Source organism: Fundicoccus sp. Sow4_D5 (assembly GCF_052116365.1).
Classification (GTDB): Bacteria; Bacillota; Bacilli; order Lactobacillales; family Aerococcaceae; genus Fundicoccus.
The window spans coordinates 77,975-95,014 of the sequence record NZ_JBQKLF010000006.1; the positions used below are offsets into that span (position 1 = coordinate 77,975).

The 17,040-nt window shown below is 39.0% G+C and carries 13 protein-coding genes; all 13 read right to left on the minus strand.

The annotated features are described in order from the left end of the window. Nucleotides 1-12: 12 nt before the first annotated feature. The 13 genes from purH to ACTQ45_RS08415 all read right to left on the minus strand — a co-directional run bounded on the left by purH (nt 13) and on the right by ACTQ45_RS08415 (nt 16,965). Nucleotides 13-1,602, minus strand: coding sequence for a bifunctional phosphoribosylaminoimidazolecarboxamide formyltransferase/IMP cyclohydrolase (gene purH / locus ACTQ45_RS08355; protein WP_441752812.1), 1,590 nt, complete (start codon nt 1,600-1,602; stop codon nt 13-15). Nucleotides 1,603-1,604: 2 nt separating this feature from the next. After that, nucleotides 1,605-2,177 (minus strand): phosphoribosylglycinamide formyltransferase, encoded by a 573-nt coding sequence (purN, locus tag ACTQ45_RS08360; protein WP_441752813.1) that lies wholly within the window; start codon nt 2,175-2,177, stop codon nt 1,605-1,607. Continuing rightward, complete coding sequence (gene purM, locus ACTQ45_RS08365) at nt 2,177-3,223, minus strand: phosphoribosylformylglycinamidine cyclo-ligase (protein ID WP_441752815.1); 1,047 nt, start codon at nt 3,221-3,223, stop codon at nt 2,177-2,179. Before purM ends, purN begins: the two co-directional genes overlap by 1 nt. Further along, a complete protein-coding gene (gene purF, locus ACTQ45_RS08370) occupies nt 3,216-4,718 on the minus strand; it encodes an amidophosphoribosyltransferase (RefSeq protein ID WP_441752956.1) in 1,503 nt (500 codons plus the stop codon). The genes purM and purF overlap by 8 nt, the downstream gene beginning before the upstream one ends. 723 nt (nt 4,719-5,441) lie before the next feature. Continuing rightward, nucleotides 5,442-6,851, minus strand: a complete 1,410-nt coding sequence (gene lpdA, locus ACTQ45_RS08375) for a dihydrolipoyl dehydrogenase (RefSeq protein ID WP_441752817.1) — start codon at nt 6,849-6,851, stop codon at nt 5,442-5,444. 12 nt (nt 6,852-6,863) lie between these two features. Further along, complete coding sequence (locus ACTQ45_RS08380) at nt 6,864-8,507, minus strand: dihydrolipoyllysine-residue acetyltransferase (protein ID WP_441752819.1); 1,644 nt, start codon at nt 8,505-8,507, stop codon at nt 6,864-6,866. A gap of 101 nt (nt 8,508-8,608) precedes the next feature. Next, nucleotides 8,609-9,586, minus strand: coding sequence for an alpha-ketoacid dehydrogenase subunit beta (locus ACTQ45_RS08385; protein ID WP_441763462.1), 978 nt, complete (start codon nt 9,584-9,586; stop codon nt 8,609-8,611). Between the two features lie 2 nt (nt 9,587-9,588). Continuing rightward, nucleotides 9,589-10,698 carry a pyruvate dehydrogenase (acetyl-transferring) E1 component subunit alpha gene (gene pdhA / locus ACTQ45_RS08390; protein WP_441752823.1) on the minus strand — a complete coding sequence of 370 codons (1,110 nt, stop codon included), beginning with the start codon at nt 10,696-10,698 and terminating at the stop codon, nt 9,589-9,591. Between the two features lie 353 nt (nt 10,699-11,051). Next, a complete protein-coding gene (locus tag ACTQ45_RS08395; protein ID WP_441752825.1) occupies nt 11,052-11,966 on the minus strand; it encodes an ABC transporter ATP-binding protein in 915 nt (304 codons plus the stop codon). Then, a complete protein-coding gene (locus ACTQ45_RS08400; protein WP_441763463.1) occupies nt 11,951-13,012 on the minus strand; it encodes an ABC transporter ATP-binding protein in 1,062 nt (353 codons plus the stop codon). The genes ACTQ45_RS08395 and ACTQ45_RS08400 overlap by 16 nt, the downstream gene beginning before the upstream one ends. 8 nt (nt 13,013-13,020) lie before the next feature. Then, the gene (opp3C, locus tag ACTQ45_RS08405; protein ID WP_441763464.1) at nt 13,021-14,094 is read right to left on the minus strand and encodes an oligopeptide ABC transporter permease; all 1,074 of its coding nucleotides are present in this window, start codon (nt 14,092-14,094) and stop codon (nt 13,021-13,023) included. Nucleotides 14,095-14,096: 2 nt separating this feature from the next. After that, the gene (locus ACTQ45_RS08410; RefSeq protein ID WP_441752830.1) at nt 14,097-15,038 is read right to left on the minus strand and encodes an ABC transporter permease; all 942 of its coding nucleotides are present in this window, start codon (nt 15,036-15,038) and stop codon (nt 14,097-14,099) included. Between the two features lie 283 nt (nt 15,039-15,321). After that, nucleotides 15,322-16,965 carry a peptide ABC transporter substrate-binding protein gene (locus tag ACTQ45_RS08415; protein WP_441752833.1) on the minus strand — a complete coding sequence of 548 codons (1,644 nt, stop codon included), beginning with the start codon at nt 16,963-16,965 and terminating at the stop codon, nt 15,322-15,324. Nucleotides 16,966-17,040 lie beyond the last annotated feature (75 nt).

The following is a 17,040-nucleotide window of genomic DNA, read 5'->3' on the forward strand; positions in this document are numbered from 1 at the left end:
GCCGCCCTTCTCTTAATGACGGAAATGACGAACACCCGTCATTGCCATTGCTAAATCATTTTGGTCACAGACTTCAATTGACGCATCATCATGAACGGATCCACCTGGTTGAGCGATCGCTGAAATACCACGTGAATTAGCTAGTTCTGCAGTATCACCCATCGGCAAGAAGGCATCACTTGACATGACATAAGTATCACGTAATGACGCATCTTGAGCCTCAGCTTGATTCAAGGCAATTTCAGCAGCCCCAACACGGTTCATTTGTCCCGCACCGATACCCAAAGTCATAAATTCATTTGTGACAACAACCGCATTACTCTTAACGTGTTTAACAACTTTCATACCAAAGTTCATTGCAGCAACTTCCTTAGCGTTTGGTTGACGCTTCGTTGCAATATTCCACGCTGCTGGCATGTCATTCACAGCGTCTAATGATAATTCATATGATTTATCAGCTGTTTGAACAAGTAAACCACCTGAAACAGATACATATTCATCTTGGTAACTGTCTTCAGTCGCAGAGAAATCAACTGTTAATAACCGTAAGTTCTTCTTGCGGCTTAAACGAGCTAAGGCATCTTCGTCAAAACTTGGTGCAATAACAATTTCAAGGAAGATCGTTGCTAATTTTTCAGCTAAAGCTAAACTAACTGGACGATTGACCACAACAATACCACCATAGATTGAAATTGGATCTGCTTGATAGCAACGCTCGAAAGCTAATTCAATCTCATCAGCAATCGCAACGCCACAAGGGTTCATATGTTTTAAAGCGACCGCTACAGGCTCTTTAAATTCACGGGCAATTTTAATTGCAGCATCAGCATCTTTCAAGTTGTTGTAAGACAATTCTTTTCCATTTAATTGCTTTGATGCGCCAATTGAGTAAGCTGGTGCATTGACTTGTTTGTAGAAATCAGCCGCTTGATGGCTATTTTCTCCGTAACGCAAGCTTTCTTGGTCAACAAATGTTAACGTTTTGTGATTCCAGCTGTGAGCTTCAAAAGAGTCAGCTGCTGAGAATTGTTTCAAGTAGTCAGCAATTAAAGTGTCATAATGAGACGTTAATTGAAAGACTTTCCCAGCTAAATATTGACGAAATTCAAAACTTGTTTCGCCTTTAGCTTGCAATTGACTAATTAAAGTGTCGTAGTCTGAAGGATCAGTAACTACTGTCACGTCTTGATAGTTTTTAGCAGCACTTCTTAACATTGAAGGGCCACCGATATCAATATTTTCAATTGCATCAGCCAGGGTTACATTAGGCTGACTTATTGTTTCTTTAAAGGGATATAAATTAACAATAACAAAATCAATCGCACGAATTTTATGCTCTGCCATTGCCGCAACATGATCTGGATTGGTTCTTAGACCTAACAGTCCACCATGGATTTTTGGATGTAACGTTTTAACACGTCCGTCCATCATTTCTGGGAAACCTGTATAACTATCTACTGATTCAACTGGTAAACCTGACGCTTCAATCGTTTGATAAGTGCCTCCTGTTGAGAGTAATTTAATGCCTCGATCTGTTAAAGCTTTAGCAACCTCTAAAATATTTGTTTTATCGGAAACACTCAATAATGCATATTGTGTCATAATTAATTTCTTCCTCTCTCAATAACTGTTTGAATTGCTGTTGGATATAAAACATGTTCAATTTTATGAATAGCTGTTTCTAATTGTTCTAAAGTCCAATCACTTGCGACCTTAACTGTTTCTTGCATAATAATCTCACCCGTATCAATACCTTCATCAACATAATGAACCGTTACTCCCGTTTCACTTACATCCGCTTCAAAAGCATCTTTGATACCATGTCTACCTGGAAAGTTAGGCAGTAATGATGGATGAATATTTAAGACTTTGTTCGGGTAAGCTGCCAAGATAGTTTTGCCGATAATTCGCATAAAACCCGCGAGCACGACTAGTTCCACCTCATGCTCCTTTAGAAAAGCTAGAATGTGTTGTTCCCAATCTTCACGGTTAAGACACTCTTTCGGACTTAAGACTAGATATGGTACGCCCGCTTGCTTGGCTTTATCTATCACTTTAGCTCCCGCTTGATCACAGACTAGACAAGCAGCTGTTGCTGTTAACCTGCCCGCTTTAATCGCATCTAAAATGGCCTGCACATTGCTTCCGGTTCCCGAAGCAAATAAAGCTAATCTCATTAGGCTTCACCTAACACGTTGCCTGTTACTAGACGCACTGTTTCCTCAGCCACCGTTTGTTTCGCCATCTTACCGATGACACGAGCGCCTTCAACTTCTTTCAGAATAGCATCAACATTATTTTTGTCGACTGCTAAGACTAAGCCGATTCCCATGTTGAAAATATTAAACATTTCATCTTGGGCTAAGTCGCCTAATGTTTGCATTTCTGTGAAAATAAGTGGTAACTCCCAGCTAGTTGTATCCACAACAGCTGTTAAGTCTTCACCAAACATCCTAGGTAAGTTTTCGTAGAAACCACCACCTGTAATATGAGCAATCCCATTAATTTGTTGTGATTTAACAAACGGTAAGACTTCTTCGACATAAATTTTAGTCGGGATCAATAAATGATCTAATAGCGTTTGGCCATCAGCCATTTGATAAGCATAGTCTAGAGAATGGTCTTTAAAGAATATTTTGCGGACTAAAGAATAGCCATTTGAATGGATGCCTGAACTTGGTAAACCAATTAAAACATCGCCTTCAGCAACTTTGCTACCATCTAAGATGTTTTTCTCATCAGCAACACCCACACAGAAGCCAGCTAAATCAAATTCATCTTCTTCATATAAGTCTGGCATTTCAGCGGTTTCACCGCCAACCAAGGCAGCACCTGCTTGAACACAGCCTTCAGCAACCCCAGCGACAATTTGTTCAATTTTTTCTGGATTACTTGAACCGACAGCTAAATAATCTAGGAAAAATAATGGCTCTGCACCTTGAGCTAGAATATCGTTGACACACATTGCCACACAATCAATCCCAATTGTATCCAAACGCCCTGATGTTTGAGCTAACAGTAATTTAGTACCTACACCATCAGTTCCACTGACTAAAACAGGATTTTCATACTGTGTATTATTTAACTTAAAAAGTGCGCCAAAACTACCTAATTGGTTCATAACCTCTGGTCTAGCTGTTCTTTTAACATGCTTCTTCATTCGGCTAACTGCTTCGTATCCTTTTTCAATATCTACACCTGCACGTTGGTAAGCATTACTCATCTTGAAATTCTCCTTTTAAAATTGTTTTCTGTAAGGGACTTAAATTCTCTTCAAACTCTTGACGATAATCTCCAATATCTGCTGGATAAACCCCCGTATAAGCGTCCAAACTAACACCGATAGGTTTTGAATCGGCAGATGCGACATTTATACTATCGACTAAACCATTAATTGATAGGAAGCCAAGTGAATCACTACCAAAAATCTCATTTAATTCTGGCACTGTATAATTGGCCGCAAATAATTCGCTGGTGTGCGTTGTATTCACACCATAATAATTGGGAAAACGGATAGCTGGACTGGCTATTCTTAAATGAATCGCTTTTGCTCCAGCTTCTCTCAGTAATTGAATCAAATGTTTGACCGTCGTGCCTCTAACGATTGAATCATCAACTAGGACGATTTCTTGCCCCTTAATCAAACTCTCAACAACTGACAGTTTATAGCGAACACCTTGTTCACGTAACTCCTGAGTTGGTTGAATAAAGGTACGACCAATATATTGATGTTTGATCAAGCCGATTTCATAAGGTAAGTTATGTTCTTCAGCATAACCACTCGCTGCTGATAAGGATGAGTTCGGAACCCCAATGACTATATCTGCTGTTTGGGCTGGATGTTCTTTGGCTAACTGTTTCCCCATTCTCTTTCTAGCAGCATGCACATTGACGCCAGCTATATCTGAATCTGGACGCGAAAAGTAAATAAACTCCATCGGTTCTAAAGTTGTTTCTGTATCAGTGGCATATTGGTAAATCTGATAACCATAGTTATTAATGACAACATATTCACCTGCCGCTAGTTCAGTTACATAACTTGCCCCAATACTAGATAAGACACATGTTTCACTGGCTAAAAGATAGGCACCATTCGCAAACTTGCCAATAATCAATGGACGGAAACTATTGCGGTCGACCGCCCCGTATAAGCCATCATTTGTTAATAAACAGAAATTAAAGCCACCTTTTAGTTGTTGTAAAGATTGTTCTAGGGCTAATCTAAAGTCTTTAACTTTGGCGCGTCTAATTAAATGAATTAATAATTCTGCTGCAGAATTTGATGAAAATACCGCGCCATCCGCTTCAAGGCTTTGACGCATCGAGAGTGCTTCTGTTAAATTGCCGTTATGGCTAATCGCAATCGATTGATTGTTAAAATGAAACAACAGAGGTTGAATATTAGAATCATCTGCTTGGTCACTCTGAGTTGCTGAACGAACTTGTCCAACTGCACTATTACCTTTCAAGCCATTCAACATATCTACCGACGAAAACACATGATTCAACAAGCCATAGCCGCGATGAGCTTTAAAAATTTGCCCATCACTTGTTACAATCCCCGCACTTGTTTGCCCTCTATGCTGTAAAGCATGTAAGCCAAAATAGGTCATCTGATTCGCTAGAGGATGATTCCAAATTCCAAACAAACCACCCGATTCAACAACACTATCAATGCCATGGAAATTGCTAATAGCTGAGTTGGTACTCTCCAACACTTCTTTCACATTTTCACTCCTCATTACGTTATGTTCTTTCTACCTTTCTAAGATACCCATTCTGAAATCAATACACAATAAATAACCGAACTAAAAACACTACCGAAACACAAACGTTCGTTAATAGTTTGGTTTTCCCTGTTCCGAATAGGGTTGTTTTTTTTTTTTAAGCTCAAAAACCGAACGTTTTAAAAAATATAGTGAGGTGCTCCATAATTTACTTGCATCCGATTGTTAATATCGGTAACGCTAACTAAGTCACTCTCACTATCAGGCTTAGATTCCCTCTTATTCTAAGCAAAGCCTCTAAAAACAGAATGACACATTAATCCTGGATACTATCAGAAAATTTCGGAGGAGTCCGAGTTCTTTAACATCGAATGAGCAGTTTTTGCTTGATCTTAAAGCGATATTGTTGTTGGATAATTTTTGCTTAACTCAGTGATGTATTTTCCAAAGCTGTATAAAAACTCAGCCATCACCAATTGCTACTAAATCAGGCGCAGCGTACTCTGACTGTAAACGCATTGAACGAGTCAGAGCCTAGCCGATTGAGTCGGAAAAGCCTTAGGCTTTGAAGACGACCACCGCGATTGGAAAATTAACAAGCTGAGCGTAGCACCATAACACAAAGCTTGTTAAATCAACATAAAATTTATCATCCCTTATACTACGAAAAAAACCGTTCTACACGTGATGTGTATGAACGGTTTTAGTAATTTATTAAATATGAATTGGATTGCCTAAAACTAACTCAGCTGTATCCATAATTGTTTCAGCTAATGATGGATGAGAGTGAATTGTTAATGCGATATCTTCCGCATTTAAGCCACCTTCAACAGCCAATGTTAATTCAGCTAATACGTCAGAAGCGCCTGGTCCAGCCACTTGGCCACCCACAATAACATTATCTTCTTTAGTAGTCACTAAACGTACAAAACCTTCCGCTTGACCTAATGATAATGCACGTCCATTACCAGAGAATGGGAATTTCGATACGTTAACATCTAAACCAGCTTCTTTTGCAGATGCTTTAGTATGACCCACAGAAGCTAATTCTGGGTCAGTAAAACATACTGATGGCATTGCAATGTAATCAATTTGTGAGGGTTCTCCAGCAATTGCTTCAGCAGCAACTTTTGCTTCATAACTTGCTTTATGAGCAAGTGCAGCTCCAGGAACGATATCACCAATTGCAAAAATTGATTTCTTGTTAGTGCGACCTTGATTGTCAACTTTTACAAGTCCACGATCAGTCATTTCAACACCAGCAACTTCTAAACCAAGTTCGTCAGTATTTGGACGACGACCAACTGTTACTAACACATAATCAGCTTCAATTGATTTTTCCTCACCATTAACTTCGTATGCAACAGTTACACGGTCGCCATTAACTTCAGCGCTCTTAGCCATTGCTTTTGTTACGATGTCAACCCCTTTACTCTTGAATTCTTTCTCAACAAGTTTAACCATGTCTTTTTCAAAAGTAGGGATGATTTGTGGTGATCCTTCCAAAATAGTGATTTTAGAACCTAGGTTTGCAAACGCACCTGCTAATTCCGAACCAATGTAACCTCCACCGATTACCACTAATTCTTTAGGAATTTCAGTTAAGTTTAACGCGCCAGTAGAATCGATAATACGTTTACCGAATTTGAAACCTTTGATTTCAATTGGACGAGATCCTGTTGCTACAATAGCGTTTTTAAAGTTGTAAGTTTGGCCTGGGCCATCTTCTTCCATCACACGTAAAGCTGATTCATCAATAAAGAAAGCTTCTCCACGAATAATTTCAACTTTATTTTTCTTTAAAAGGTACTCAATACCACTGGTTAATTTATTAACAACTTGTGTTTTTTTCCACTCTTGTGTTTTAGCAAAATCAATCGTAACATCTTTAGCTGATACACCAAACTGATCACCAGTTAGCGCGCTATGGTAAACATGTCCTGCATTAATTAAAGCTTTTGAAGGAATACAGCCGACGTTTAAACAAACGCCTCCGATATTTTCTTTTTCAATAATAGCTACTTTTTGGCCTAATTGCGCTGCACGAATTGCTGCAACGTATCCACCAGGACCTGAACCAATAACAACTGTATCTAAGTCTAGTGCTAAATCTCCTACTACCATTTATGTTTCACCTTAACCTTCCATTAATAACAATTCTGGATCAGCGAGATATTTCTTAATTTCGTTCATCGCTTTTTGAGCAGTCGCTCCATCAATAACACGGTGGTCATAAGAAAGAGATAACTTAATTACACGTCCAACTGCCAATTCACCTTCTTCGTTAACGATTGGTTGTTGTACGATTGAACCGAAGCCAAGAATAGCTACTTCAGGATGGTTGATAATTGGCGTAAACCATTTACCACCAGCAGAACCAATGTTTGAGATTGTGATCGTTCCTTGTCCCATATCTGTTGCTGATAATTTACCTTCATGAGCTTTGCCAGCTAATTCAGTAATTTCATCCGCGATATCAAACATGCTCTTAGTGTTTGCATCTTTAATATTTGGTACAAATAAACCACGGTCAGTATCAGTTGCGATACCGATATTGTAGTAGTTTTTATAAACTACTTCTTGAGTAGCGTCATCTAATGATGCATTCAAGATTGGGTATTTCTTAGTTGCTGCGATTAAAGCTTTAACAGCGTAAGGTAAGAATGTTAATTTAGTATCGCGATCTGAAGCGATATCTTTAAATTTCTTACGGTGATCCCATAATTTAGACACTTCAATTTCATCAAAGTGAGTAACATGAGGTGCAGTATGTTTTGAGTTAACCATCGCTTTAGAAATTGCTTTACGCATTCCTGTCATTGGTTCACGTGTTTCTGCTTCTCCTCGTTGTGATGTATAAGGTTTCGCAGGTGTTGGTTTAGCTGCTGGAGCTGCCGGTGTTGCTGCTACTGCAGTTGCAACTTCAGTTGAAGGTGTTTCAGTAGCTGGCACTGCTGATCCATTAAAGTTCTTAACATCATCTGCAGTAATTCGGCCATTTTTACCTGATCCATTCACTAAAGTAATGTCAATTCCTTTTTCACGGGCTAATTTACGTACTGATGGCATGGCTAAAATGCGTCTGTTTGGATCTGCTGGAGCTGATGGCGCTGCTGTTGATGTTGATGCAGTTGCTGGTACAGTTCCTTCTTCTGCAGTTGGTGATGCTGGTGTAGATTCTACTGCAGTTTCTGTTGCTCCATTGTGACCAGGTGCATCAATTTCGATGATTACTTGACCTAATGTTGCTACTTCACCTGCTTGAACATGAATTTTCACAACTTTTCCATCGACTGGAGAAGGTAATTCTTCAACAGATTTGTCGTTTTGAATTTCAACTAAAGTATCGTCTTCTTTAACTTCGTCACCTTCAGCAACTGCCCAAGAAACAACTTCACCTTCCATGATACCTTCGCCTAATGCAGGTAACTTGAATTGGAAGTAGCTTGTTCCTCCGGCTGGTGCTGCTGTTTGAGAAGATGCGCCCGCTGGTGCTGCAGCTGGTGCTGCTGGCGTTTCTTCAGCAGAATCGTCTTCATAACCCGGTGCATCGATTTCAATAATTACTTGACCTAATGTTGCAACTTCACCTTCTGCTACATGAATCTTAAGTACTTTACCGTTTACTGGAGAAGGTAATTCTTCAACAGACTTATCGTTTTGGATTTCAACTAGTGTGTCGTCCTCTTTAACTTCATCGCCTTCGGCTACAGCCCAAGATACGATTTCGCCTTCCATAATTCCTTCACCTAAGGCAGGTAATTTGAATTTGAATGCCATATTTTGTTTACTCCTTTTCTATTAGCTCTTTTAAGTATCTCGCTTCATACAAGCCTTTAAAAGACAGCCCTATGCAGGGCCATCTATCAAAGTGTATTTAATTAAAATTCTTTTAACTCGCGAATTTTGTCTGCGATATCTTCAGCATTTGGTAACCAGTCTTTTTCAGCTTGACCAAATGGGAATACAGTATCCGGAGCAGCAACAAAACCAATTGGTGCAACTAATGAAAGTACAGATCTTTCAGAAATTTCAGCAATTACTCTAGAGCCTACACCAGCTTGACGTTGTGCTTCTTGAACAACTACAACGCGTCCTGTTTTCTCAACTGAAGCAGTGATTGTCTCGATATCTAATGGCTGTACTGTACGTAAGTCTACAACTTCTACAGATACACCTTCTTCTGCTAATACTTCAGCAGCTTTAACAGATTCTTGTACCATCGCACCGTAAGTAATTACAGTAGCATCTGTACCTTCAAGAACTACTTTAGCTTTACCTAAAGGAATTGTATATTCTTCTTCTGGAACTTCCTCACGGAATGAACGGTATAATTTCATATGCTCTAAGAAGACAACTGGGTCATTGTCGCGAATAGCAGAAATTAATAAACCTTTTGCATCATATGGGTTTGATGGGATAACCACTTTAATACCTGGTGATTGTGCAATTAATCCTTCTAAACTGTCCGCATGCAATTCAGGTGTATGAACACCACCACCGAAAGGTGAACGAATTGTAATTGGCATATTACGTGTATTCCCCATACGGTAACGAGTACGCGCAGCTTGAGCTACAACAGAGTCCATAACTTCAAATACAAATCCGAAGAACTGAATCTCTGGAATTGGACGAAAACCTTCTAGTGACAAACCAACTGCTAAACCACCAATACCAGATTCAGCTAAAGGAGTGTTGAATACACGATCTTCACCGAATTCATCTTGTAGGCCTTGAGTTGCACGGAAAACTCCACCGTTTTTACCAACGTCTTCCCCAAAGATTAAAGTACGGTCATCATTACGTAATTCGATGGCTAATGCTTCTGTAATAGCCTCAATCATTGTTTTTTGAGCCATGATTATTTATTCTCCTTTGCTTCATATTTGTCAATTTGTTCTTGTGTTACAAAGTCAGGTGTTTCATACATATTTTTCAAGAATGTTGACACTTTTTGTTTTTCAACTTGGTCCGCTTCTTTAATCGCTGCTTTTGATTCTTCTTTAGTACGTTCAATTACTTCTTCTTCTTTTTCTGGAGACCATAAGCCTTTGTCAGTTAAGAATTTACGGTAACGGATTAATGGATCTTTTGCTTGCCACTCATCTTGGATACCATCTGGTTGGTAACGTTTTGGATCATCACCGGATAATGAGTGGGCTCCGAAACGGTAACATAGTGTTTCAATAAGAACTGGACCATTTCCAGCGATAGCGTAGTCACGAGCCGCTTTAGAAACAGCATGAACTGCTAGGATGTCCATACCATCTACAACGATTCCTGGAATTCCTACTGCAACTGCTTTTTGAGCTAGAGTTGCTGCTGCTGTTTGTAACTCACGAGGAGTCGAAATTGCCCATCCGTTATTTTGGATATAGAAGACTGCAGGTGCCTTATAAGCTCCAGCAAAGTTGATTCCTTCGTAGAAATCTCCTTGTGATGAACCACCGTCTCCAGTCCATGTCATCGCAATTCCTTGACGTTTGTTTTTCTTAATACCTAATGCGACACCAGCTGCTTGCACATATTGTGCACCAATGATGATTTGTGGTGGGTATGCACGTAAGTCTTCTGGATAGTTATTTCCTTCAACATGTCCTTTAGACCATAAGAAAGCTTTAGATAATGGTAAACCATGTTTGATTAATTGTGGGATATCACGGTAACCTGGTAAAATAGCGTCATCTTTAGTTGTAACTGAAATTGATCCAATTTGAGATGCTTCTTGACCAGCTGTAGGAGCGTAGAAACCTAAGCGTCCTTGACGAGCCAATGCCGTAGAACGGTTGAACAACTCACGTGCCCATACCATATCCTCCATTAATTGAACAAACTCATCATCAGTTAAATCTGGCATTAAATCTGGGTTAACAACTGTCCCATTCTCATCTAATACTTGTACTGTGCTAAAATCAAAGTTTTCTGGATTTAATAAGTCTTCGATTTTAACATTCGCTTTCTTTTCTGCCATCCTTTACACATTCCTCTCTAAAATTGATTCAGTAATACACAGCCATAGTAACTGTTACATTACCTTTCCAACTAATAATTTACCACCTATCCACTAAGAATGCAAGCCCCAAGCGGTGTGTCAGCGTTTTTTTAGTGCATTTTTCTAGTTTGTGAGAAGTTAGCATGCAAATATGAGAAACAGATTTTCATAGGGTTCCGTCCGTTTTTTCGTACTTTAGACGATTTTTCACCTGTTATTCTGTTATGCTACATGTTGAAAACTGTACTAGTTTTCACTTATATTCAGAAGCTTTTCTCACTTAAATTAGAATAATGAGTCGCATTCTTTTTTCTTGTGAAAAATTTTTCAAATTATTTTTTTTGATAAACCCAGTGATCGGACTCAACTTCCTGCAAACTTTTATCTGATGAAAAAAAATCATCTGTAGGATTGAAAATTATTCTGCGTCGCTCACGTTCGTAATCAGGGTCCGGTAAAGGAATTGCCGACAGTAAACTTTGTGTGTAGGGATGGAGTGGGTTCTCATAAAGCACATCGGAACTTGCAATTTCAACAATTTTCCCCCGGTACATCATGCCAATTCGATCACTAAAGTATTTAACCATCGATAAATCATGGGCAATGAATAAGTAGGTAAGCCCACGATCAGCCTGCAATTCCTCAAGTAAATTAATTATTTGAGCTTGGATTGATACATCCAGTGCTGAAATTGGTTCATCTGCTACGATGAATTTCGGCTCAACTGCTAAAGCCCGTGCGATTCCAATCCTCTGCCTCTGTCCCCCGGAAAATTCGTGAGGATAACGCGTCGCATGATCCTTATTTAAGCCAACGACTTCTAAAAGGTCACTCACTCTGTCTGTCCGTTCCTTGGGGCTATTTACTAATCCATGAATATCTAAGCCCTCACCAATGATGTCGTTTACTTTCATTCGAGGATTGAGGGAGGCATAAGGATCTTGAAAAATCATCTGAACCTCTTTATTAAAAGCCAAGCGATCTTTTTTGGTTTTCAGCGTTGAAGATGATGTTTCCTTATAAATGATTTCCCCCGCTGTTGGTCGAAATAAATTAACAATGGCCCGACCAATCGTCGATTTACCACTTCCTGATTCTCCTACAAGGCCGAATGTTTCACCTGTATAAATGTTAAAACTAACATCGTCGACTGCTTTTACTTCTTTATTGGTAGCAGGATTGTAATACTGTTTTAAATTCTTCACTTGCAGAAGAGGTGCTACAGAATTATTTAAAAACTGTTCCATCCTGGATTCCCTCCTTCTTTCTTAGCAGCATAGTGTGCATATCTTTCTTGAATGTTTAGTGGTGGTGTAACGTGTGGAGCATCTGGGTGCAGTAACCATGTAGCTGCGAAATGTTCTGGATTTACTTCGAACATCGGTGCTTGTTGTTCGAAATCTAGTGCTAATGCGTATTCATTTCTCAATGAAAAAGCTTCACCTTTTGGTGGCCGAAGTAAATTGGGGGGCGTTCCTAGAATCGTATAAAGCGTTCCTGTTGATTTTGGAGTAGGCATCGAACTTAGCAAGCCCCATGTATAAGGATGTTGTGGATGATAGTAAATATCATCCACTGGACCGATTTCAACAAAACGACCTGCATACATAACTGCCACTCTATCTGCTACATTTGCGACAACGCCCAGATCATGTGTAATAAAAATTATTGTCATCTTTTTTTCTTTTTGAATTTTCTTTAGTAATTCAATTATTTGAGCTTGAATCGTGACATCCAATGCAGTTGTTGGTTCGTCAGCTATCAATATTTCAGGATCACCTGCTAACGCGATTGCAATCACAACTCTTTGCCGTTGCCCCCCTGAGAATTGATGTGGGTACTGTTTTAAACGTTCTTCCGGATTGCGAATACCACATAGAATCAATAGATTGAGTGCTTCATCAACCGCTTGCCTCGCATCCATTCCCCGATGTTTTTTTAAGACTTCCATAATTTGGCGTCCAATAGTTAGAGTAGGATTCAAGGAAGTCATGGGGTCTTGAAAAATCATCGCAATTTGCTTGCCACGAATCTTCTGCATTTTTTTATCTGAGAAACTTAGGAGATTCTCCCCTTTAAATTCAATGTTACCTGTTTCTATAATTGCATTTTTACTTAAAAGACCCATGATTGAACGAGTAGTCACTGATTTTCCAGATCCCGACTCACCAACAATCGCTAAAGTTTCGCCTTCATAAAGATTAAAATCCACCCCACGAATTGCCTGAACCTTTCCAGCAAATGTTTGAAAACTAATCTGTAGATTTTCGATTGATAATATTTTTTTCTTCATACGACTACCTACTCTTTCATCTTAGGATCAAAAGCATCACGTAAACCATCAGCCAATAAATTAAATGCCAACATTAAAATCGAAATGACTGCTGCAGGATACCACATTAAGTGCGGTAAAAATCTGAATGTTTGATAACCGTCATTAATTAATGTTCCTAGCGAAGCGTTTGGAGCAGGAATACCAATACCAATGAAACTTAAAAAGGCTTCAAAGAAGATGGCCGAAGGTAAAGCAAACATAATCTGAACGATGATTAAGCCAAGCATATTCGGTAGAATGTGTTTGATTAATATCTTTGGCGTTGATTGACCCAATACTTGGGCGGCAAGTACGTATTCTTGTTGCTTAAGCCTAATCGTTTGGGCCCTAACCACCCGAGACATTGTAATCCAACTTGTTAGTGCAATTGTAATAATGATTGAAAGCAAACCTGGTCGCATGACTAATAACATTAATACGACGATGACTAAGTTCGGAATTCCAGACAGTATTTCTAAAATGCGTTGCATAAAGGTATCAATTTTACCACCGACCCAACCAGAAATTATGCCGTAACTTATGCCTAATACAAAGTTGATTGCCGCGGCAGAAAAAGCCACCATTAAAGAAATTCTTGTTCCATAAATGATTCGTGAAAGTAAGTCGCGCCCCAGTGCATCAGTCCCAAGGTAGTAGTAAACGTTTGCTGGTACCCCTTGATCTGCATAATTATCGGTTAATGAACCTCCACGATTAAGGGTTAATCCGTCAAACCATGTAAATTGTTTGAGAAATGGAATTTTCGGAGGTAAATTTGACCATTCTGGATTCTGAGCATTTGGATTGTGTGGTGCCACCAAAGGAGCAGCAACCGCTAGACTAATAATAATAATCAGACACACGAATGAAATCATTGCGCCACGATTTTTCTTCAGACGCCTCCATGAATCTTGTAAAAAATTCAAAGACGGAACGACAATTTCTTCCATTTTATCTTGATTTTGTTGATTGTCCAAATGAAATTTCCCTGCATCAATTTTTGGAAGTTCCCTTAATAATTCATGATTATAATCTGTTTGAGGTAATCTTGTTTTCCTCATCATCAACTACCTCCTTTAACTGTGCGCATTCTCGGATCAATTAAACCATAGAGAATATCCACAACTAAAATTAATGTGACAAGTATGCCAGAATACATGATGGTAATCCCCATAATCGTTGGATAGTCATTGACTAAAATTGATTTAGTAAATTGCTCACCAATTCCTGGGATTGAAAATATATTCTCGACTACTAAGGAACCGGTCATTAAACTAGCTGTTACCGGTCCGAGAATGGTTAGTAAAGGAATAATGGCATTCCTCAATGCATGTTTGAATATCACATATAAATTACTAAAGCCCTTGGCCTTGGCTAATTCAATATAATCACTATTTAAGACCTCAATCATTTCTGTCCGTATAAAACGAGAGGCCTCTGCCATTGGCGAAATAGATAAAGCAAGGGTTGGTAAAACACTTGACATAAAGCCTTCACGCCAGAATGCAATCGGAAACCATTTTAAACTAACGGCAAAAATAAATTGAAGAAGAACTGCAAAGACGAAACTAGGGACCGAGCGCCCTCCTATTGCGAAGACTGATGTAAATGTGTCTAACCAGGTATTCTGCTTAAAGGCCGCAATTATTCCCAGTAAAGTCCCAATAACAGTCCCTAATACCATCGATTGGATACCAATTTGGAAAGATGGGCCCGCGCGATCCGTAATAATCTGAGTCACAGGTGTATTGTTAAATTGAAAGGATACACCCAAATCTCCCCTAAGTATGTTGCCAAGATAAGTCACATATTGGTCGAAGACTGACTTATCTAATCCGTACAATTCATATAGAACTTCTATTTGTTTCTCAGTTAAATTTTCCTGATTAGCAAATGGTGTTCCTGGTAGAAATTGTAGTAGTAAAAAAGTTACTGTGATAATAACAAAGATTGTTAGAATCATAAAAAGGATTCTGCGTATAATGAATCGAATATATTGTGCCATACTCCACCTCTTTTCTAGTCATTGCTACTTGTTTATTGCCTAATATATTACGCTTTTTGACTGCCGTTTGTCTCTTTCTATGAATTTAGGTTTCAGCAAGAATATTGTACTTCACTTAGGCTATTATCTCAATGTTATCGATTGTTACTTGCTCCGTTAAATGGTCATTCATCGAGAAACCTCTAAACTGCAGCCAGTTTAGGATAGAAGATAAACGAAACGGACATACCATCGAAGGCACGTCCGTTAATAAGGCAAAATCAGTGTCTATCAACTAGCTAAATTATTCGCTAACATAAACTGTTCGTAAATTAATTGTTCGACCAAAAGGATAGACTTCAAAGTTTTCTACATTCGTATCTAATAAGTAAGATGTAGATGCTTGATAGAAAGGTGTTACAGCTGCATCTTCATCGATGACTATTCTTTCTGCTTCAAGTAAGGCAGCACGTCTTTCCTCTGGTTTATTCGCAAACTCTACTCGAGCTTGTTCAACTAAGTCATCATAAGTTTCGTTACTGTAATCTCCGAAGTTAATGCCACCTTCAGTCGTGTACTGTTCAATAAAATTAATACCATCTTGATAATCAGGCGCCCAAGTACCATACATGATATCAAAGTCCAAGTTACGAGAAAACTCAATTCGGTTTTGTAAAGGCACACTACGAATTGTTAAGGTTAGACCTGGTAAGTTATCTTGCAATTGAGCTTGTAAAAACTCAGCAGTACGACGAGATAGGTCAACATCTGATGTAAGAAGTTCTAAATCAAGTGAGTCAACACCCAATGCTTCTAATCCAGTCGCCCAATCAGCTTGAGCTGCTTCGATATCATAAACTAACAAGTCACCTTGAGCATCACGGAAATCTTCACCGGCTTCATTCACATCAAAGTTACGAGGAACTAAACCATGTAAAGGAATTGAACCATCTTTGATAACCGATTCAGCATAAAGGACTTTATCAATGGCTTGGCCAATCGCACGGCGAATGTTTGCATTGCCAGTTGCTTCGCGACTAGTATTATAGATTAAATAGCCTTTTGTCGCTTTAGGAATCGTATTGAAAAATTCACTTCCATCATACAAGCGAACAAAATCATCGGTTAGAACCACATAATCTAATTCTTCCGCATCAAATAAATCAGCGCCGGTACTCGTTTCTTTTACAACTGACACTAACACATCTTCTAAATAAACATTTTCAGCGTCCCAGTAATTAGGATTCTTAACTAAATTCCACTCTAAGTTTGTACCATTCCAATTTTCAATGGTAAAAGGCCCGTTACTAACCACATTCTCTGAAGATGTCGCGTAATCTGACCCAATTGCTTCAACAAAGGCTTGACTGACAGGTAAGAAACGACTACCTGTTAATAATTTAGGAAAATAAGGCGCTGGATACTCAAGGGTAATTTCTAACGTTAAATCATCCTCAGCTACGACACCTAATTCAGCTACATCCATTTCGCCCGCGCGAATCGCTGCTGCATTCTTAAAGACTTCAACCGTTGATGCTGCCACTGAACCTGAAGTCGGATCAACTAAGCGTTGGTAAGTATAGACATAATCATTTGCAGTCACCGGTTCGCCATCGCTCCATGTTAAACCTTCACGCAGAACAAAGCGATAGACTAAACCATCGTCGCTTACTTCAACACTTTCGGCTTGCCCTAGTTCAACATCAGAACCAGTTGTCACACGGTATAAGCCTTCAAATGTTTGACCAATCATATCTGAAGTAGGTACGTCATTGTATAACATACTATCTAAAACCGACAATTCACCATTTGTTGCAATATTTAACGTTTGCTCAACATCTGGATTAAGTTCAACAACCTCTTGTGCACCAATCGATACGATTGGATTAACGGCACCTAATGCCAATAAACTCGCAACAAGCGTAAATAACTTTTTCTTTAACTTCACCAAATACACTCCTCTTCTCATCTTACATCCATTATTTTAACCAAATGTACATTTAATGTATCACTTTAATCAAAT

Coding starts and splice junctions, on each gene's coding strand:
- ACTQ45_RS08400 (WP_441763463.1), bottom strand. CDS start 13,012: ATGAAGAAAAAAATATTATCAATCGAAAATCTACAGATTAGTTTTCAA.
- pdhA (WP_441752823.1), bottom strand. CDS start 10,698: ATGGCAGAAAAGAAAGCGAATGTTAAAATCGAAGACTTATTAAATCCA.
- ACTQ45_RS08395 (WP_441752825.1), bottom strand. CDS start 11,966: ATGGAACAGTTTTTAAATAATTCTGTAGCACCTCTTCTGCAAGTGAAG.
- purM (WP_441752815.1), bottom strand. CDS start 3,223: ATGAGTAATGCTTACCAACGTGCAGGTGTAGATATTGAAAAAGGATAC.
- ACTQ45_RS08385 (WP_441763462.1), bottom strand. CDS start 9,586: ATGGCTCAAAAAACAATGATTGAGGCTATTACAGAAGCATTAGCCATC.
- purH (WP_441752812.1), bottom strand. CDS start 1,602: ATGACACAATATGCATTATTGAGTGTTTCCGATAAAACAAATATTTTA.
- opp3C (WP_441763464.1), bottom strand. CDS start 14,094: ATGAGGAAAACAAGATTACCTCAAACAGATTATAATCATGAATTATTA.
- ACTQ45_RS08410 (WP_441752830.1), bottom strand. CDS start 15,038: ATGGCACAATATATTCGATTCATTATACGCAGAATCCTTTTTATGATT.
- ACTQ45_RS08380 (WP_441752819.1), bottom strand. CDS start 8,507: ATGGCATTCAAATTCAAATTACCTGCCTTAGGTGAAGGAATTATGGAA.
- purN (WP_441752813.1), bottom strand. CDS start 2,177: ATGAGATTAGCTTTATTTGCTTCGGGAACCGGAAGCAATGTGCAGGCC.
- lpdA (WP_441752817.1), bottom strand. CDS start 6,851: ATGGTAGTAGGAGATTTAGCACTAGACTTAGATACAGTTGTTATTGGT.